Origin of the sequence: Nonomuraea aurantiaca (assembly GCF_020215705.1) — a bacterium.
Lineage (GTDB): Bacteria > Actinomycetota > Actinomycetes > Streptosporangiales > Streptosporangiaceae > Nonomuraea > Nonomuraea aurantiaca.
Genome location: NZ_JAIWNB010000047.1, coordinates 18,289 through 33,404 on the forward strand (window position 1 = coordinate 18,289; position 15,116 = coordinate 33,404).

Sequence of the window (15,116 nt, forward strand, 5' to 3'; positions counted from 1 at the left end):
ATGGGCTGGAGCTCTTTCACTTGCGTGTGTCCCAAAAGCGGCAGTGGTGTTCGGTGGAGCCGTCGCCATTGCTTCGGGCTGAGGAAAGGGAGCGGACGCGGTTCGCACTCTTGCTGGTCAGGGGCTTCCATCGGGGCAGGCTCGGGTCGTTGGGATTGCCGGTGGCGGCGAAGCGGGTCCAGTAGGCGATCATCTGGTCGGCCAGCCGGCGTTGGCTTGTCGAGAGGGGCTGGGCGGTGGCGGCGCCGGGGCCGTCGAAGAGGTAGGGCAGTTCTCCGCCGTGGTAGGCGCCCAGAGGGAAGGCGGCGGGGATGGGAAACCCGGATGGTCTGGGGGCGGGATCGTCGGCGAACTCGTATTGGTAGACGGGGGTCTTGCGGGCGAGCAGGCGGTTGCCCGCCTGGGTGGGGCAGGTCCAGCCGCGGTCGGTGGCGATGGCGGCCCATGCCAGGGAGGGGGAGCCGTGTGCGCTGAGGGGATACCTGGCCGCGACCCGCCGGGCGTCGGTGCCGAAGGCGGTGCGCAGGAACTGCTGATAGGTCTGCCGGGTCAGAGGCTGGCCGGGACCGTCGAAGTACATGGCCACGAAGTATCGGGCCTCGTGCGCGGTGGTGCCGGCCATGAGCGGCACCGGGTGGAGGCGTCCCTCGGCCACCGCCCGGCGCGGGTCGAGCGGCAGCGTGTCACTTCCGTACGAGGGCGCCCAGGTGGCGGGAATCTTCTGCTGCGCGGCGAGCAGGGCCGGGACCGGGGCCCGGCGCAGGCAGGCCATCGTCTGGGCGGCGTCGGTGCATCCGATCTGTTCGGCGGCGGCTGCGGCGATCTGTTCGCCGGACTGCCGTGATGGCCACACGGTGTCGCCGCCGGCGGGGTCGATGCCCATCTGGCGCATCGAGCATGTGCCGCTTTGGACAATCGCCTTGTCGAACAGCCCCGCCGCCGTGGGGGATGTCAGCTGAGCGCAGGTGCTGAACGCGCCCGCGGACTCGCCGAACAGGGTGATGTTGCGCGGGTCGCCGCCGAAGGCCGCCGCGTTGTGCCGGATCCAGCGCAGCGCGGCCTGCTGGTCGAGCAGGCCGAATGCGCCCGAGCCGTTCAGGGCGGGGTGGCCGAGGAAGCCGAAGATGCCCAGCCGGTAGTTGACGGTCACGACGACCACGCCCGCCTTCGCCAGCCGCTGGGTGTCGTAGTCGCCGCCGGCGCCCTGGGTGAAGCCGCCGCCGTGCAGCCAGACCATCACCGGCAGCCGTTGTCCGGCGGGCACGGCCCGGGGGGCGGTGACGTTCAGGTACAGGCAGTCCTCGGCGGCGCTGGCCGGGTTGGAGTCGGCGGGATTGGCGTTCTGCGGGCAGCGCGGGACCGTGCGGGTGCCGTCCTTGACGCCCTTCCACGCTTGGACGGGCTGGGGCGGCTGCCAGCGCAGCGCTCCGGTCGGCGGTGCGGCATAGGGGATGGCGTTGAACCGCTGCACGTCCCGGCCGATGTGAGCGCCGGTGACGGCGCCGGACGAGGTGTGCGCGACAGGCTGGCGCGAGCTCGATGCGGGGCCGGTGGCGCTCCCGCAGGCCGCGACGACGGACAGACCGGCCACCGCCGTGACCAGCCGCACGCGCGCCGTCCTGCGCGCCGTTCCTCGGGGTCTCATCGGCGCACTGCCCGATACGTCGCGATGAGCAGGAACGCGGCTCCGAGGGTGCCCAGGGCGAGATCGGCCCAGCCGGGGACGCCGACGGCGCGCAGGATGCCGGCGATTCCGAAGCTGGTGTCCCACTGCGCCTCGGTGATCGCCGAGCCGAACCCCTGCACGGTGAACAGAGCTCCGGCCAGCCACAGCGCCTTATCGGCTGTGCGGTTGCGTGTTTGCGAACGACTCATGGCGTCCTCCCTTGTTCCGATGCGTACGCATCAAATAAACCGGAAAAGTTGATACGATGCAACCGCATCAAAATGCTGGCGGAAGGAACCCCATGCCCAAGCAGGTCGACTACGAGACGCGACGCCGCCACATCGCCGAAGCGGTCTGCGACCTGATCGACCGGCACGGCCCCGAAGGCGCGACCCTCCGGGACGTGGCGCAGCAGGCTGGGGTGTCCATGGGAGCAGTGCAGCGATGCTTCGCCACCAAGGACGAGATGCTCGCCTTCGCACTGCACCACATCACCGAACGCATCACCGCGCAGGGCCAGGAGGAAATCGACGCCTCCGCCGCCAAGGAGTCGGCGGTGACCCTGCTCACCGCCACCCTGCGTACGCTCACCCTGATCGAGCCGCACCAGCGACGCGACGCCAGGATCCTGGCGGCCTTCACCGCCCACGCCACGGCCATCCCGTCCCTGGCGGAAATCCTGCGCCAAGCCCACGCCAAAACGCGCGACCTGCTGGTCTGGCTGATCCGCTATGGCCAGCGAACCGGCGAGTTCCGCGACGACCTCGACGCCGACCTGGAGGCCGAGACCCTCCTGCCACTCGTCGAAGGGCTGACCTCACTCGCCCTGCTCGGACACCGCCCCACCGTGCCCGCCCACGACACGCTGACTCGTCGTATCGACGGCCTGCTCATGCAGCCATCCCGGCCAAGCCGACCGGCCTCATCGACCGCAAGCACCTGAGGGTGCCTTGCGAGCGCGGCACCAGCGCTGCGTCCGTCACACCACGTACGCCAAGACGCCTTCCAGAGGCGCCAGACGTTCACCGTCACGCTTGGCGTGTGATGCTCTTCACCGCCGGCGTCCGCAGCGACCCTCAGCCGGTTGCTCTATGCGAGCGAGGCCTTGCGGTGCGAATCAGCAGGATGGAGACCAATGATTGCGGGATAACCTTTGTCATCTGGCAAGGTAGCGATCACAGACCAGGCGCGAGCTGGGCGGAGCGCTTCCGGCACTCAGGCTTCGTTTCCCGGTTAACTGGCAACTACACAGGCGATGGAGGACGACGGCGTGAACGAGGTGATCGCCGAGCAGCTCGGCCGCGGCCATCCGCTCGCCACGCACCTGGACGACTTCCTCACCGACAAGCGCAACGCCGGCGCCTCCGGCCAGACGATCCGCGCCTACCGCGGCGACCTCCTGCAGTTCACCGCCTACTGCGACGGCGAGCTCGGCGAGCTGAGCGCCGCGCCCATCCGGGCTTTCCTCGCCGACCTCGGCCAGTTGTCGGCCGCCACCCGCAAGCGCAAGCGGGCCGCGATCGCCTCCTTCTGCCGCTGGGCCGTCAGGCACGACCTGCTCGACGCCAACCCCATGGACCGCATCGACACCATCAAGGTGCCCAAGACGCTGCCCCGCCCGGCCGCGGCCGCCGACGTCGCCAAGGTCCTGGCCGCGATCTGCTCGCGGCGGCCGCGCAAGGACCTGCCACTGGACCGGCTGCGCGACCGGGCGCTGTTCGAGACCGCCTACGTCTGCGGCGCCCGCGCCGCAGACGTAGGCGGCCTGTACGTCGAAGACCTCGACCTGCGTATGGACGACGAACACGTCCGCATCCACGGCAAAGGCGGCAGCGTGCGCACCGTCCTGTTGGACGACCGCGGCTACGTCGCCCTGCTCAAGCTCTACCTCGCCCGCGCCGACTACACCGCCGGGCCGCTGTTTCGCGCCTCCATCAACGGCTACGGCGGGCCCCTGTCCTACGACGCCGCCCACCACCGCTGGCAGGGCTACTGCACCGCCGCACGCGTCGAGATCGACATCCACCAGCTGCGCCACGCCCACGCCACCGAACTCATCAACGCCGGGGTGTCCATCGAGGCCGTCCGCCGCCGCCTCGGCCACGCCTCCACCGAAACCACCCAGCTGTACGCGTTGCTCGACGACAAGGTCGCCGACGCCGAGATCCGCGCCGCCCGCCGACGCCGCGACCGGGCAACGCGCTGAAGAACCTTCACGACCAAGAGCGACCTCACTCGCTGCGACCAAGATCCTTCTCAGCGCCAACGGCTGTCCACCGGTTCCTCACCCCCGAACCAGGCCACGACGGGGCCGTGGTCATGACGGTGTCCCTGCCAGGAGCCGCGCAGATCTTGCACCATCCCGACGACGGCGACCAAGAGGATGACCACTCCCGTCGCGATGAGGAAGAGCCGGAAGCCGGTCTTCACGTAGTTCACGTACATCGTCGAAAAAGCGGAGATCGCGCGTCACTCACACTCTTATGCGGCACGTTTTCAAGCGCCGCCAGGGACACTTATGTGACATTTCCGGTGCCAGGACGTGGCAAAAACGCAGGTCGCACGGCAAATAGCACCTGTCAGTCAATGGCAATTTTGCCACGTTTGTCAGCCACCTCATCCCCCTGGCCGGGCACCACGAAGATCATCCCCTATGCCGACGGAGCAACATGGGAGCCTCAAGGGTGTTTCCACCCCCGAAACGGTGGCGCATCGCCCAAGTGGCGTGAGTTCCGCAGAACGACGACACGCTGCCCTGCGAAGGGACACGCCGTGGCAATTTGGCACTGCCAACTTCATGATAATTCCCACTTAGTCTGCCGTGAGTCCGCGGTTCTTGACCGCCTGCACGGTTGAGTAGCCACTACTCATGCCGTACCGCCGCAAGGTACTCATCGTTGGGCGCATGCGTCATCCACCACGTTTCGGCCGATTGGTTGTCATCCCGCTGGTCGTGCTCTGTCTCATCGCGCTCAACACGGCGATCGTCTCGGTGGCCCGTGCCGCTACGGACGTCACCATCACGCTGACCATCAACCACGTCCAGCAGCACGAGAACCCGGACGACGACGGCGGGGACGGCGATTACTTCCCCGAGATCCGCATCGGCGACGGACCGGGCGATCCCGTCCTGCGCAAGCCGTACGTACAGGACGACGTCTTCGACCCGAGCACCTTCCCCGACCCCTGGATCTTCACCAGGACGGTCTCCGTGCCCGATGACAAGTTCACCGTGCCGGTGCTCATCAGGCTGTGGGACTACGACGACGGCACCAACTTCGGCGACGATCTCATGGACATCAGCCCCGGCAACCAGGACGACGAGCTGAACTTGGACTTCGACCTCGGCACACGCTCCTGGCGCGGCGTCGCCGACGGGATCACGCCGAGCCAGGGCCGGATCACCGGTGACGGTGACCCGAACTTCCCCGAGGTCAACGACGGCGTCGCGGCCACGATCGGCATCGACATCAAGGTGGATCCCGCCACCCTTCCCGACACCGACGAGGACGGCATCTACGACGTCGTCGAGCGGTTCGGCATCAGGGAGGCGGACAGCACGATGCGCTACGACCTGGCGGCGATGGGCATCAACCCCTGCCGCAAGAGCGTCATCGTGACCATCGACTACATGACCTCGCCCGCCGAGAACCACAAACCCAAATCCGCCGCGATCGCCGAGGTCAGGAACGCGTTCGCGAACGCGCCGGTCGATCCCGTACGGCCCTGCCGGTACGCGGGGATGCCCACCCCGGTCGGCGTGGACTTCATCTACATCGAGGGCAACCCGATCGCCGAACAGGCCACGATCGGGCTCGACAACGACTTCCGCAGGTTCCGGGCAGCCAATCTCAGCCCGCTGCTGCGTCCCTTCGCCCACTACGCGATCGCGGCTCACGACCAGCCCAACGCGGCCGGCGTGTCCGGGGTCTGCTGCGACGCCGACAAGGACTTCCTGATCACGCTCGGCTCCTGGCGCACCCTGTGCGTCGCGCCCGGGACGAACGGCGTCATCGACACCAAGCTCGGCGGCGACGACGTGCTGCTCGGCACCAACGAGATCGACGTCGGCACCAATGGCGACTGTGAGAGCAAAGTCGACACGACCCTCGTCCCCCGCCCCGACGACGAGCAGGTCCTGCCTCCGGGCACCGGCCGGGACAACGCCCGGGTCGGCACGGTCCGCGACCAGTCGGGCACGATCATGCACGAACTGGGCCACGCCCTCGGACTCGCCCACGGCGGCAGCATCCGCACCAATCACAAGCCCAACTACCTCAGCGTCATGAACTACTCCTTCGACCCGGGCGGCATCCCGATCGCCCCCGGCCGCGACGCCGCCCGCCGCCTCGACTACTCGCGCGAGGACCTGCCCGACCTGGACAGGACCGCCCTCAACGAGTCGATGGGCATCCAGGACGGCACCGACCTCACCCGCTGGCTGGACCCGATGCGCAACGAGAGGTTCGGGCCGGGGCGAGGGCCTCTGAACTGGAACGCGAACTTCGACACCGCCGGCCGGCCCATCATCGACCCGGCGACACCGCCCCTGGCCGTGGACGTCAACGCCGACGACGACGTCTGCGTGCTGGGCGGCACGAACGGCCTCAACAGCACCGTCGACCCGAACGACGTCCGGATGGGCGACGACATCCTGGCGGGCGGGGACAACACCTGCCAGTCCACGCCCGGTGGCGGCGACAGCGGGCGGGAGACGGTCCTGACCGGGCACGACGACTGGGCCAGCCTGAAGTTCAAGGGCGCGGCCATCACCGGTTCGGGGCCGGAGATCTCGTTCCGGCAGGTGGTCAGCTCGGAGCTGGCGCGGCGTAACTTCTACGAGCCCGACGTCACGGTCGCCAAAACCGTCGACAAGGCGACCGCGCTACCCGGCGACACGCTCACCTACCAGGTGAAGACCAGCAACATCGGCAAGGGCCGCGCCGCCGCGGTAAGCCTCACCGACACCCTGCCCGACGGCACCGCGGTGAACCGGGCGCTGCCGGAACTGGCTGCGCAGGCCTCGCACACTGAGACCTTCACCTACCTGGTGCCCTGCACCACGGCCGACGCGACCGACCTCACCAACCGCGCCACCGTCACGGCAAAGAACCTGGCCGAGGAGCCCGAGACCGACACCGCCAACAACAGCGACTCCGCCGCCACCCGGATCAAGGCCCCGAAGCTGACGTTGACGGCCACCGCCACCCCGACGGCGAACGCGGCCGAGGCGGTGACCACCAAGCTCACCGCCGCCAACACCGGCAGCGCCACCGCCACCGGCGTTACCCTGCAGTACACGCTCCCCGAGGGCGTCTACTACAGCACCGCGCTCGACCAGGGCACCGGGCCGCGCCCGGCGAACGTCAACGGCCGGATCCTGACCTGGAACCTGGGCACGGCGGACGCCGGCGCCGCCAAGAGCGTGGAGTTCACCACCCGCTCCAGCCTGCTCACCGAGGGCGGCACCCGGCTGACCGGCCAGGCCAAGGTCACCTACGGCAACGCCAACGGCTGCGCCTACGACCCGGTCTCGGCCTCCAGCACCTCCACGGTCACCGAGGCGGCACCCAGCCGTAACCCGCAGATCTCCACCATCTGGGCGAGCCTCCCGGCGACGCGCACGGCCGAACTGCTGGCCAGGGTGCAGGCCACCGACACCCGCTTCGACACCTCCCCGGCCGACGGCCGACTGACCCAGCAGGAGGTCAACGACACCTTCCGGCTGCCGCTGCTACAGCCCAGAACCCTCAAGGCCGAACTCCTGGCCACCTACCTCAACCTGGCCGACCGCCGGATCAACGCCGCGACGGCCGTCCACACCGTGACCATCGAGCGGCTGGGCCTGCGGACCGTGGGCGACGCCGCCCGCCACGCACAAGCCACACTGCCGCTGCCACCGCTGAGCAACGTGGTCGCCTTCACCGACACCACGCTGGCGCTTGTCGAGATCAACTCCGGCATCGCCGAACGCTACTGATCCACCGGCATGGCCCGGCCTGCGAGGCCGGGCCATGCCGGCTGGCTGGCCGTCCAAGGCCGCAACAGCCTCCAGAGTGCCCTGGCGATCAACGCGGGTGTGGTATCTGGTGGTACTCGCCTGGTGGCAAGTATCGTGACCCAACAGTGGCGCCCTGGCGCCCGCCTCGAGACTCAGTCGGCGCGGAACGGATCGGCCGAGTAGACCCCGAGGATCTTCACGTCCGTGGTGAAGAACGCCAGCTCCTCCAGCGCGTTCTTCAGGCCGGGATCCTCGGGGTGCCCGTCGACCTCGGCGAGGAACTGAGTGGCCGCGAAGTGGCCGCCCACCATGTAGCTCTCCAGCTTGGTCATGTTGATGCCGTTGGTCGCGAACCCGCCGAGCGCCTTGTAGAGCGCGGCCGGCAGGTTGCGGACGTTGAAGACGAACGAGGTGACCACCGGGCCCTCGCCGCGCGGTGCCTGCACGAAGTCGGGGCTGAGCACCACGAACCGGGTGGTGTTGTGCTCCTCGTCCTCGACGTCGCGGGCGAGGATGCGCAGGCCGTAGATCTCCGCCGCGAGCGGCGGCGCGATCGCCGCCTGGGTCGGGTCGTCCGCCTCGGCCACCTCGCGCGCGGCGCCGGCGGTGTCACCGGCGATCATCGGCACCAGGTCGTGCTCGCGGATGATCCGGCGGCACTGGCCGAGGGCATGCACGTGGCTGTGCACGGCCTTGATCGTGTCCAGGGTCGCGCCCGGCGGCGCCATCAGGTTGAACTGGATGCGCAGGAAGTGCTCGCCGATGATGTGCAGGCCCGAGGTCGGCAGGAAGTGGTGGATGTCGGCGACCCGACCGGCGATCGAGTTGTCGATCGGGATCATCGCCAGCTCGGCCTCGCCGTTCTCCACCACCGCGAACACATCCTCGAAGGACGCGCACGGGACCGTATGCCAGTCGGGGTAGTGCTGCTTGCACACCAAGTGGGAGTTCGAGCCGGGCTCGCCCTGGTAGGCGATACGTCGTGCGGTCACCCCAGCAGTTTCCCATGCAGCCGGGCGCGGCTGCATGGCCTCCCCCCGGGGTCGATACTGGTGGAACAGTTGTTGGCGATGAGAGAATCGTGTTTCTCGTTGTGGCGCTGAGCTGGTTGAATGCGAAAGGCCCAGGCGGTCATAGACCCACTGACGCGAGGACACCATCCGGGAAACACCGCCCCGACGCTCCGCATAGCCTTCCGCGACCTGTGATGTAGCGGCTCACCGCCAATGGCTGTTCCGCCGTATTCGAGAAGCCTCTCACCGACCGCTCGTACACCTCGACCGTCGGCAGCGCGGCGCACCGGGCGCCGGCCCGCACCTGAGGCCGCCCCGGGCCGCGCCGCACCAGATGGCGGGACGGCGGCGCCCGCGTACCCGCAGGGAACCTGTGGCCGGACCCCTCATGGCCACCGGCCGCTCACTTCGACAAATCATGAAATGGAGCAAAGAGGCGAGTCTCCCCGTTGTGGTGCGGCGAATGAACGCTGATCAGTTGCATGAATACGCGAACCAGTTGCGTGACAATTTCTTGCGACTGCAGGATAAATCCCGGGAACTGCACCCAACGTTCCCGAGCCCTGCAGGTCACCCACACCTCACCCGACGGTCTTGTCACCGTCTCCGTGGGCGCCCGTGGTGACCTGATCCGGCTCCAGCTCGACCCCCGGGTCTCTCCCGCCTGCGCGACAGCGGCAAGCTGGCCGACATCATTACCGCCACCGCACACCAGGCGGCGGCGATGGCCCAGAACGAGATCGTGCGGATGTTCGAACCCCTCATCCCGCCCGAGCAGATGCGGGCCCACCTGAAGGGCGACCTTGACAGCGTGCTGGGGCACGTGGACGACCAGCTGCGCGAGATCGGCTAGCGGATGGCCGAGCACATATGGATGGAACGTTCTGAGGTCGAGGCCGGATTGAAGGGGTGGCAAGTCCACACCGCCGTACTCGGTGACGCCCTGCGCGAGGCCACCGCCCGCATCGAGCGGCTGAACGCCGCCGCCCCCTGGGGTGGCGGCTCGGCCGGGCAGGAGTTCTACCGGGCCTACTCGGCCGGAGGCGGGCCAGACACGCTCATCGCCTGGGCCAGGCAGCTCACGAGGACCCACGAGGCCGCCGGCGACGGCGTACGACAGACAGTGGAGACCACGAGCCAGGCTGCCTCCGTGCCGAAGAGTGACCAGGTGTGAGCATCCATTCGGGGGCGGAGCACAACCGCAGCACACCGGTCACCAGACCGCCGGGCGGCGACGACGACACGATCAGCAGCAGCGGCTACGCGAGCGACATCACGCCGGCCTGGGGGGAAGGCGCGCCCGAGTGGGTAGACGTCCTGATCTCGATGGTGGCGGCCGGGCAAATGTGGCCCGAGGGCAGCGAGAAGGGCCTGGCGGAACTCGCCGTGGCCTTCGACGACATGGCGCGAGCGGCGCTGACCGGCCAGGACGTGAGCGGGTCGTCGCAGGCCGGGATACTGGACGGGTGGTCGGGCGCGTCCGCCGACGCCTTCCGCGGGCACACCGACAGGCTCGCCTCAGGGCAGACAGGGCTGGCAGGGCTGGCACAAGCCGCAAGGGCGTACGCGCTGCAGCAGGACTCCTACGCGCGCGCCACGCAGTACAGCAAGCTGTCCATCAACGTCGGCTACTGGATCACGGTCAGCGCGGCCGCCGTCGGGCTCATGTCGAGCTTCCTCACCGGGGGCGCGACCACGCCGCTGCTCGCCGCGTACACGCGAGGAGGTGTACGCCCGCAGGCGCGGCCCCGCAGACGACCCGGAAGCCGATCCCGACCTGTGGGCACTGCGGGCCATGGACAAGCGGATGAGCGAATCCCGCTATCGGGATGAGGACGCCGAACGCCAAGCCGGCAAGATCCTTCAGCGCATCGCGAACACCTGGGGCCGCGATGGTGCCCAGTGGCTGCTGGACAGGTTCCAGGCGCGTTCCCCGTACGTACGCGACGGCATCGCCTGGGCAGCCCGCCAGAACGGCGTCGGGGAGCCGGCCGGTGACCGGCAGACATCCCGGCCCCCGAGCCAGGCCGGCCAGGCACAGGAGGCCGCCTACCAGGCCGAGAGCCTCTACGACTCCCAGGCCGACCGGAGCCACTGGAGGGAGGTCATGCGGGAGGCCGACCATCTCGCCCATGAGTACACCGCCGCCGACCGCAACCAGGACGCCGACGCGTTCCAGGACGCCATCGACAACGCCCAGGCGTTCGTCCGCCGTCATGGCCTGGCCGACGCGGACCGGACGCCTTGGTACAAGTTCAAGGGCGCGGCGCAGATGGACGACTGGATGACCTTCCGCGAGACAGGACACCAGCACCGGCATCGGATTCATGAGCGAGATCCTGCTGTACGACTTCGACCTCGAGCCAGACGACCTGGATGGCACAGGATCCACCGGCCAGAGCGGGACAAAGGGGTACGAGCCCCCCATTCTTGACCACGACGACTTCGGCAAGGTCAACGTCGAGCGCCGGGTCAAGGTGCCCCTCGCCGGACTGCGCCCGCAACAGGTCGAGGACTACCCCAACGCCTCCAACCCCCTCAGCGAGGAGCACAAGGAGGCCATGCGGCAGGCGTATGAGGAACTGCGGAAGTTCATCGAGAACCTCGGCGCCAGGCAGGTCAGGTTCGGAGACCTGCTCGCCATCATCAACAAGGTCAACCCCACCGGGCACAACAGGACCGGCACCCCATGGAAGGCCGATACCGCGAGTACGACTTCTTTCAGACCCGCTGAGAAAGGACGGACCGCAACATGATCGGCAAGGAGGAGGCCGAGCAGCTCGTGCGCGCGTTCATCAAGGAGGAACTGAGCGCCGTAGGGGAAAGCCTGGTCGTGCACGACGCGGAGACGGTGGAACGGCCGTACGGGTGGTTCTTCACGATCACCACGGCTGAGTTCGTCGAGACGGGCGACCCCGGCACCGCGTACGCCGGGCTGGGGCCGGTACTCGTGCGGCGGGCCGACAGCGGGCTGATGGAGTTCGACTCCATGTACACCGGCGAGGCGGCGGCGGAAGCTTACGAGGCGGGGCTGTGACGCGGCGGCGGCCTGGGATCCGCGACGCGTGCGCCAGGCTCCGGCAACGGGTGGATCCGCAGGCGCCCGGCCGCTACACCCCCTTCTGCGAGGCCTTCCCCGACGGCATCCCGGCGCAGATCTATGGGGGTGGCTTCGACCACCGGCACGAATACCCCGGAGACCGCGGCATCCACTTCACGCCGCGGCCTGGAGCCGAGGGGGCGCTACGAGCGTTCGAGCTGCGCTCGCCGTAGGGTGAAGCTGCTGAGGAGGCCTTCCAGCGGGTTTGGACGCCCCCCGGGCCTTCCCGGACACCGTCGGGGCGGCTGCAGTTCCACATGTTCGGCGCGTTCGACGAGTTCCTCCGCGAGCTCATCGTGGAGGGCACCCTTGAAAGGCTGGCTTCGGCCCGGGCACGCGGCCGCGTCGGCGGACGTCCCCCCGCCCTGGATGAGCACGGCTCCGGCCCCCATCTCCGGGAAGGAGAGGCGGAGCGCCGCTGGCCTCAGCGCTGGCCTGGGTCGGTGACCGATCGGCTCAGCGGCGGATGCGGTAGCGGATGTGGGTGGCCTCCGGTGTGTCGATCACCTGAACGATCTCCAGTTCGATCTCCGACGGCAAGACGTCGAACAGCCGGCGGCCGGCGCCCAGCAGCACCGGGATGTGATGGATCTGCACCTCATCCAGTACCCCGGCCTCGAGTGCCTGTTGCACCGTGTAGGCGCCGCCACCTGGACGTCCCGGCCCCCGGCGGCGGCCTTCGCCTGCGCCATCGCGCTTTCGATCCCGTCGTTCACATATGTCACCAGCGGATGACCCCAACGGGCGGCCGGGCTGGGCGGCCGGTGACTGGGGACGAAGATCGGGAGACCGTCGTGATCGCCTCCCCAGTGATCCATGAGTTCGGCGGTCCGCCGCCCTGCGAGGACCGCACCGGCCGCCTTCCATTCGCCTTGGAACTGCTGGATCGGCCCGGACGACGGACCGGTCTGCGGGCCCGCGTCAGCCCACTTGTGCAGCCGCTCGCCATCGTCGCCACCGAGATAGTCGTTGGGATCGGCGACGTACCCGTCGAGCGACATTGACATGTCGAGCACTGATTTGGACATAGTCCGCTCCTTGTCTGCGACGGTGCAACTCCTCCGCCACGCCGCCTGCTCCCGAGTTCGGCGACTAACTGTGTCTCCATGACACTGTGTATCGTAGATACAGTTTTTAGGGCGGGCAAGTGGGAGGCTGCGATGTCGGCTAACGAGGATCCGATGGCACTGGCCGAACTGTTGTGGGGCCTGCGGAAGCCGCGCACCAGGGGCCCCAGGCCCGCCTTCGACCTCGCCCAGGTGGCCGACGCCGCTGTCAAGGTCGCCGATACCGAGGGACTGGAGGCGGTGTCGATGCATCGGGTAGCCGCCGAGCTCGGCCTCACCAAAATGGCCCTGTACCGCTATGTCAACGGCAAATCTGAGCTGAGTGCAATCATGATCGAGGCGGCGGTCGGCACACCCCCCGACTTGAGCGGCGTGACCAGCTGGCGGACCAAGCTGGAAGAGTATGCCCGCCAACTGTCCGCCGCCTGGCGACGCCACCCCTGGCTGCCGTCGATCACCGTGGGCGACCGCGTCATGGGTCCATGCGAAACTGGATGGCCCGAAAGAGCCCTCAGCGCTCTGGCCGACACGCCCCTGACCGAACGCGAACGGCTGGACGCGGTCATGCTGGTCTCCCACCACATCCGCGCCACCCACCCAGCCGCCACCCAAGGCACTCAGACCTGGACGGACGGCAGCGCCGCCACCATCATGCGCGACCTGCTACTCCGCAACGCCGACCGTTTCCCGCTGCTGGCCACCACCATGGCCATCCCCTCGGCCACCACGACCCAGGAGTTCGGCCTGCACACCCTCCTCGACGGCCTCGAACACACCATCACCCAACGCACTCGAATCAGCGGCGACGAAGCGGGTGTTCCACAGGACTATGGCGTTCAAGACAAGCCCGAGTGAGCCGAGTTGGTCTTCCTGACCGTCGCGATAGGCCTGGTGGATGCGGCCGCGGCGGCCGTGGCAGATCTCGCGGGCCAGGGTGTGGCGTGCCTCCTGGATGGTGAGTTGCCGGTTGACCCGACGCCGATAGGTGTCGTCGATTGGGTCGATCACGGCCAGCAGGTGCAGGGTCTTGGCGATCCGGCCGTACTCGGCGAAGGCTTGGCCGAGCGGGGTTGGGCGGCCCTCGCGGCCGAACATCGCTGACCTTCACCTCGACCATGGCAGCGCGTGACACGGTGGCCACCACGTTGCCGGTCGCCAAGGTCCGGATGGACAGCCCGCCTGAACGGTGTCTCACTTGATCGCGGCGGCGCCGACCATCTGACCACCGTCGAGTACCGGAGGGGCGGCTCTGGCGCGAAGATCCACCGCTGATCCCTCGACGCGTCCACCGCCCTGCTCAAGACGGGCTCCGACAGTTTGGTTCACCCCACCGAGGGGTGGACCAGCCCGGTGTGGGCACTCCAGGGCGGCGTGTTCACCGGCGGCAACGACATCGTCGTCGGGTTGTGTCCCGACGGCGCGCCTCCCGTCAGCTACATGCCGGGCGGCACGGCAAACATCTACGGCGACTACCGCAAGTCCTGCCTGCACCGCGTCACGGTCTCCGCCGACCGCGCCACGCTCGACGTCCACTACCTGACGACCGCACCCGGCAACGCGCAGAATGTCGCGTACTGGCCCGCGAGCGGAGAGCTGTGGCTGGTCAACGAGTTCCGCGGGGACTATGACGGCGTGTACGGGAGCGACCGCCTGGTGCCGGCGTTGAGCTGCCCGGATCTCACGTGCTAAGAGCCGGGCCCGCCGGCCGGAACGGGAGCCGGTCGCGGCGCGGCCGTCGCCCTTGCCCTGACGTGGATGCCGCCGACCCTGGCCAGCATCGTCGACACGTTGAGCAGGATGATCGCCGCCTTCAGCGCGTTCGCTCCCACGTCGTGCGCCGCCATCCAGCGGCCCAGTTCTGGACCGAACACGTGCGTCGCGCCGTACGAGAAGGCGACCTTCGTCAGGGTGATGGCGACCCAGGCGGTCACGTAGGCAAGCCCGGCCCTGGAGTACACGGCCTGCTTGTCCGGCACGTACTCGAACCGCATGAACGAGACCGCGGCCAGTCCCATCGCCAGGCCGAGCACGGTGGCCGCGGCTTCGAGCAGCAGCCCGGTGCCCGACAGCTCGAAGCCGTCGAAGAAGATCGGAACCAGCGCCGCCGCCCCTGCCACAGGGCGCAGGAGCCGGAACAGCCCCACCTTCCGCCGGCCGATGTCGCTTTCGATGGCGATCGCGAAGATGATCAGGTTGAGGAGGAATACGCTCACATCGCTCATGGCAGACGACGGTAGGTCGTAGGGCCGGGGCCGATCGTCAAGCCGGA

19 protein-coding genes and 2 pseudogenes are annotated in these 15,116 nt (G+C 68.5%); 14 read left to right on the forward strand and 7 right to left on the reverse strand.

Features of this window, described 5'->3' with window-relative positions; all coding sequences use genetic code 11:
- Positions 1–16: 16 nt before the first annotated feature.
- Positions 17–1,645 carry a carboxylesterase/lipase family protein gene (locus tag LDL49_RS52215; RefSeq protein ID WP_225302422.1) on the reverse strand — a complete coding sequence of 543 codons (1,629 nt, stop codon included), beginning with the start codon at positions 1,643–1,645 and terminating at the stop codon, positions 17–19.
- On the reverse strand, positions 1,642–1,875 hold the full coding sequence (locus tag LDL49_RS52220) for a hypothetical protein (protein ID WP_225302423.1): 234 nt from the start codon (positions 1,873–1,875) through the stop codon (positions 1,642–1,644). Before LDL49_RS52220 ends, LDL49_RS52215 begins: the two co-directional genes overlap by 4 nt.
- 92 nt (positions 1,876–1,967) lie before the next feature.
- On the opposite strand from LDL49_RS52220, the gene LDL49_RS52225 reads away from it, so the two are divergent.
- Entirely contained in the window at positions 1,968–2,609 is a 642-nt protein-coding gene (locus LDL49_RS52225; RefSeq protein WP_225302424.1) for a TetR/AcrR family transcriptional regulator, read from the forward strand.
- Positions 2,610–2,936: 327 nt separating this feature from the next.
- Entirely contained in the window at positions 2,937–3,872 is a 936-nt protein-coding gene (locus tag LDL49_RS52230) for a tyrosine-type recombinase/integrase (RefSeq protein ID WP_225302425.1), read from the forward strand.
- Between the two features lie 50 nt (positions 3,873–3,922).
- On the opposite strand, the gene LDL49_RS52235 is transcribed toward LDL49_RS52230, so the two are convergent.
- Entirely contained in the window at positions 3,923–4,105 is a 183-nt protein-coding gene (locus tag LDL49_RS52235; protein ID WP_225302426.1) for a hypothetical protein, read from the reverse strand.
- A gap of 466 nt (positions 4,106–4,571) precedes the next feature.
- Here LDL49_RS52235 and LDL49_RS52240 point away from each other — a divergent pair, with 466 nt between their 5' ends.
- Positions 4,572–7,646 (forward strand): DUF11 domain-containing protein, encoded by a 3,075-nt coding sequence (locus tag LDL49_RS52240; RefSeq protein ID WP_225302427.1) that lies wholly within the window; start codon positions 4,572–4,574, stop codon positions 7,644–7,646.
- A gap of 173 nt (positions 7,647–7,819) precedes the next feature.
- Here LDL49_RS52240 and LDL49_RS52245 read toward each other — a convergent pair whose 3' ends face one another.
- Complete coding sequence (locus tag LDL49_RS52245; protein ID WP_225302428.1) at positions 7,820–8,659, reverse strand: prephenate dehydratase; 840 nt, start codon at positions 8,657–8,659, stop codon at positions 7,820–7,822.
- Positions 8,660–9,404: 745 nt separating this feature from the next.
- On the opposite strand from LDL49_RS52245, the gene LDL49_RS57895 reads away from it, so the two are divergent.
- The 8 genes and pseudogenes from LDL49_RS57895 to LDL49_RS52280 form a co-directional block, all read left to right on the forward strand.
- The gene (locus LDL49_RS57895; protein ID WP_263656624.1) at positions 9,405–9,533 is read left to right on the forward strand and encodes a hypothetical protein; all 129 of its coding nucleotides are present in this window, start codon (positions 9,405–9,407) and stop codon (positions 9,531–9,533) included.
- Between the two features lie 21 nt (positions 9,534–9,554).
- Positions 9,555–9,854, forward strand: coding sequence for a hypothetical protein (locus LDL49_RS52250; protein ID WP_225302429.1), 300 nt, complete (start codon positions 9,555–9,557; stop codon positions 9,852–9,854).
- A complete protein-coding gene (locus tag LDL49_RS52255) occupies positions 9,851–10,513 on the forward strand; it encodes a WXG100-like domain-containing protein (RefSeq protein ID WP_225302430.1) in 663 nt (220 codons plus the stop codon). Before LDL49_RS52250 ends, LDL49_RS52255 begins: the two co-directional genes overlap by 4 nt.
- Entirely contained in the window at positions 10,488–11,114 is a 627-nt protein-coding gene (locus LDL49_RS52260) for a hypothetical protein (protein WP_225302431.1), read from the forward strand. Before LDL49_RS52255 ends, LDL49_RS52260 begins: the two co-directional genes overlap by 26 nt.
- Complete coding sequence (locus LDL49_RS52265; protein ID WP_225302432.1) at positions 11,008–11,436, forward strand: hypothetical protein; 429 nt, start codon at positions 11,008–11,010, stop codon at positions 11,434–11,436. Before LDL49_RS52260 ends, LDL49_RS52265 begins: the two co-directional genes overlap by 107 nt.
- A complete protein-coding gene (locus LDL49_RS52270) occupies positions 11,433–11,717 on the forward strand; it encodes a YrhB domain-containing protein (protein ID WP_225302433.1) in 285 nt (94 codons plus the stop codon). The genes LDL49_RS52265 and LDL49_RS52270 overlap by 4 nt, the downstream gene beginning before the upstream one ends.
- The gene (locus tag LDL49_RS52275; RefSeq protein WP_225302434.1) at positions 11,714–11,953 is read left to right on the forward strand and encodes a hypothetical protein; all 240 of its coding nucleotides are present in this window, start codon (positions 11,714–11,716) and stop codon (positions 11,951–11,953) included. Before LDL49_RS52270 ends, LDL49_RS52275 begins: the two co-directional genes overlap by 4 nt.
- Positions 11,954–12,016: 63 nt before the next feature.
- Positions 12,017–12,112: pseudogene (locus tag LDL49_RS52280) on the forward strand (recombinase family protein); the annotation flags it as partial.
- Positions 12,113–12,236: 124 nt separating this feature from the next.
- Here the strand turns inward: LDL49_RS52280 and LDL49_RS52285 are convergent.
- Complete coding sequence (locus LDL49_RS52285; protein WP_225302435.1) at positions 12,237–12,647, reverse strand: dihydrofolate reductase family protein; 411 nt, start codon at positions 12,645–12,647, stop codon at positions 12,237–12,239.
- Here LDL49_RS52285 and LDL49_RS52290 point away from each other — a divergent pair.
- Together LDL49_RS52290 and LDL49_RS52295 are read left to right on the forward strand one after the other, a co-directional pair.
- Positions 12,575–12,784 (forward strand): hypothetical protein, encoded by a 210-nt coding sequence (locus tag LDL49_RS52290; protein WP_225302457.1) that lies wholly within the window; start codon positions 12,575–12,577, stop codon positions 12,782–12,784. The two genes, LDL49_RS52285 and LDL49_RS52290, sit on opposite strands and share 73 nt — an antisense overlap.
- A 177-nt stretch (positions 12,785–12,961) precedes the next feature.
- Positions 12,962–13,702, forward strand: coding sequence for a TetR/AcrR family transcriptional regulator (locus LDL49_RS52295; RefSeq protein ID WP_225302454.1), 741 nt, complete (start codon positions 12,962–12,964; stop codon positions 13,700–13,702).
- On the opposite strand, the pseudogene LDL49_RS52300 reads toward LDL49_RS52295, so the two are convergent.
- A pseudogene (locus LDL49_RS52300) lies at positions 13,631–13,927 on the reverse strand (Tn3 family transposase); the annotation flags it as partial. The gene LDL49_RS52295 and the pseudogene LDL49_RS52300 sit on opposite strands and share 72 nt — an antisense overlap.
- Positions 13,928–14,197: 270 nt before the next feature.
- Between LDL49_RS52300 and LDL49_RS52305 the strand changes: the two are divergent.
- A complete protein-coding gene (locus LDL49_RS52305; RefSeq protein ID WP_225302436.1) occupies positions 14,198–14,536 on the forward strand; it encodes a hypothetical protein in 339 nt (112 codons plus the stop codon).
- Here LDL49_RS52305 and LDL49_RS52310 read toward each other — a convergent pair.
- The gene (locus tag LDL49_RS52310; protein ID WP_225302437.1) at positions 14,533–15,069 is read right to left on the reverse strand and encodes a hypothetical protein; all 537 of its coding nucleotides are present in this window, start codon (positions 15,067–15,069) and stop codon (positions 14,533–14,535) included. The two genes, LDL49_RS52305 and LDL49_RS52310, sit on opposite strands and share 4 nt — an antisense overlap.
- Positions 15,070–15,116 lie beyond the last annotated feature (47 nt).

Excerpts from the sequence above, each read along its gene's own strand:
- LDL49_RS52215 (WP_225302422.1), bottom strand. The coding sequence starts at position 1,645 with ATGAGACCCCGAGGAACGGCGCGCAGGACGGCGCGCGTGCGGCTGGTC.
- LDL49_RS52220 (WP_225302423.1), bottom strand. The coding sequence starts at position 1,875 with ATGAGTCGTTCGCAAACACGCAACCGCACAGCCGATAAGGCGCTGTGG.
- LDL49_RS52225 (WP_225302424.1), top strand. The coding sequence starts at position 1,968 with ATGCCCAAGCAGGTCGACTACGAGACGCGACGCCGCCACATCGCCGAA.
- LDL49_RS52240 (WP_225302427.1), top strand. The coding sequence starts at position 4,572 with ATGCGTCATCCACCACGTTTCGGCCGATTGGTTGTCATCCCGCTGGTC.
- LDL49_RS57895 (WP_263656624.1), top strand. The coding sequence starts at position 9,405 with ATGGCCCAGAACGAGATCGTGCGGATGTTCGAACCCCTCATCCCGCCC.
- LDL49_RS52250 (WP_225302429.1), top strand. The coding sequence starts at position 9,555 with ATGGAACGTTCTGAGGTCGAGGCCGGATTGAAGGGGTGGCAAGTCCAC.
- LDL49_RS52260 (WP_225302431.1), top strand. The coding sequence starts at position 10,488 with ATGAGCGAATCCCGCTATCGGGATGAGGACGCCGAACGCCAAGCCGGC.
- LDL49_RS52265 (WP_225302432.1), top strand. The coding sequence starts at position 11,008 with ATGAGCGAGATCCTGCTGTACGACTTCGACCTCGAGCCAGACGACCTG.
- LDL49_RS52270 (WP_225302433.1), top strand. The coding sequence starts at position 11,433 with ATGATCGGCAAGGAGGAGGCCGAGCAGCTCGTGCGCGCGTTCATCAAG.
- LDL49_RS52285 (WP_225302435.1), bottom strand. The coding sequence starts at position 12,647 with ATGGAAGGCGGCCGGTGCGGTCCTCGCAGGGCGGCGGACCGCCGAACT.
- LDL49_RS52295 (WP_225302454.1), top strand. The coding sequence starts at position 12,962 with ATGGCACTGGCCGAACTGTTGTGGGGCCTGCGGAAGCCGCGCACCAGG.
- LDL49_RS52310 (WP_225302437.1), bottom strand. The coding sequence starts at position 15,069 with ATGAGCGATGTGAGCGTATTCCTCCTCAACCTGATCATCTTCGCGATC.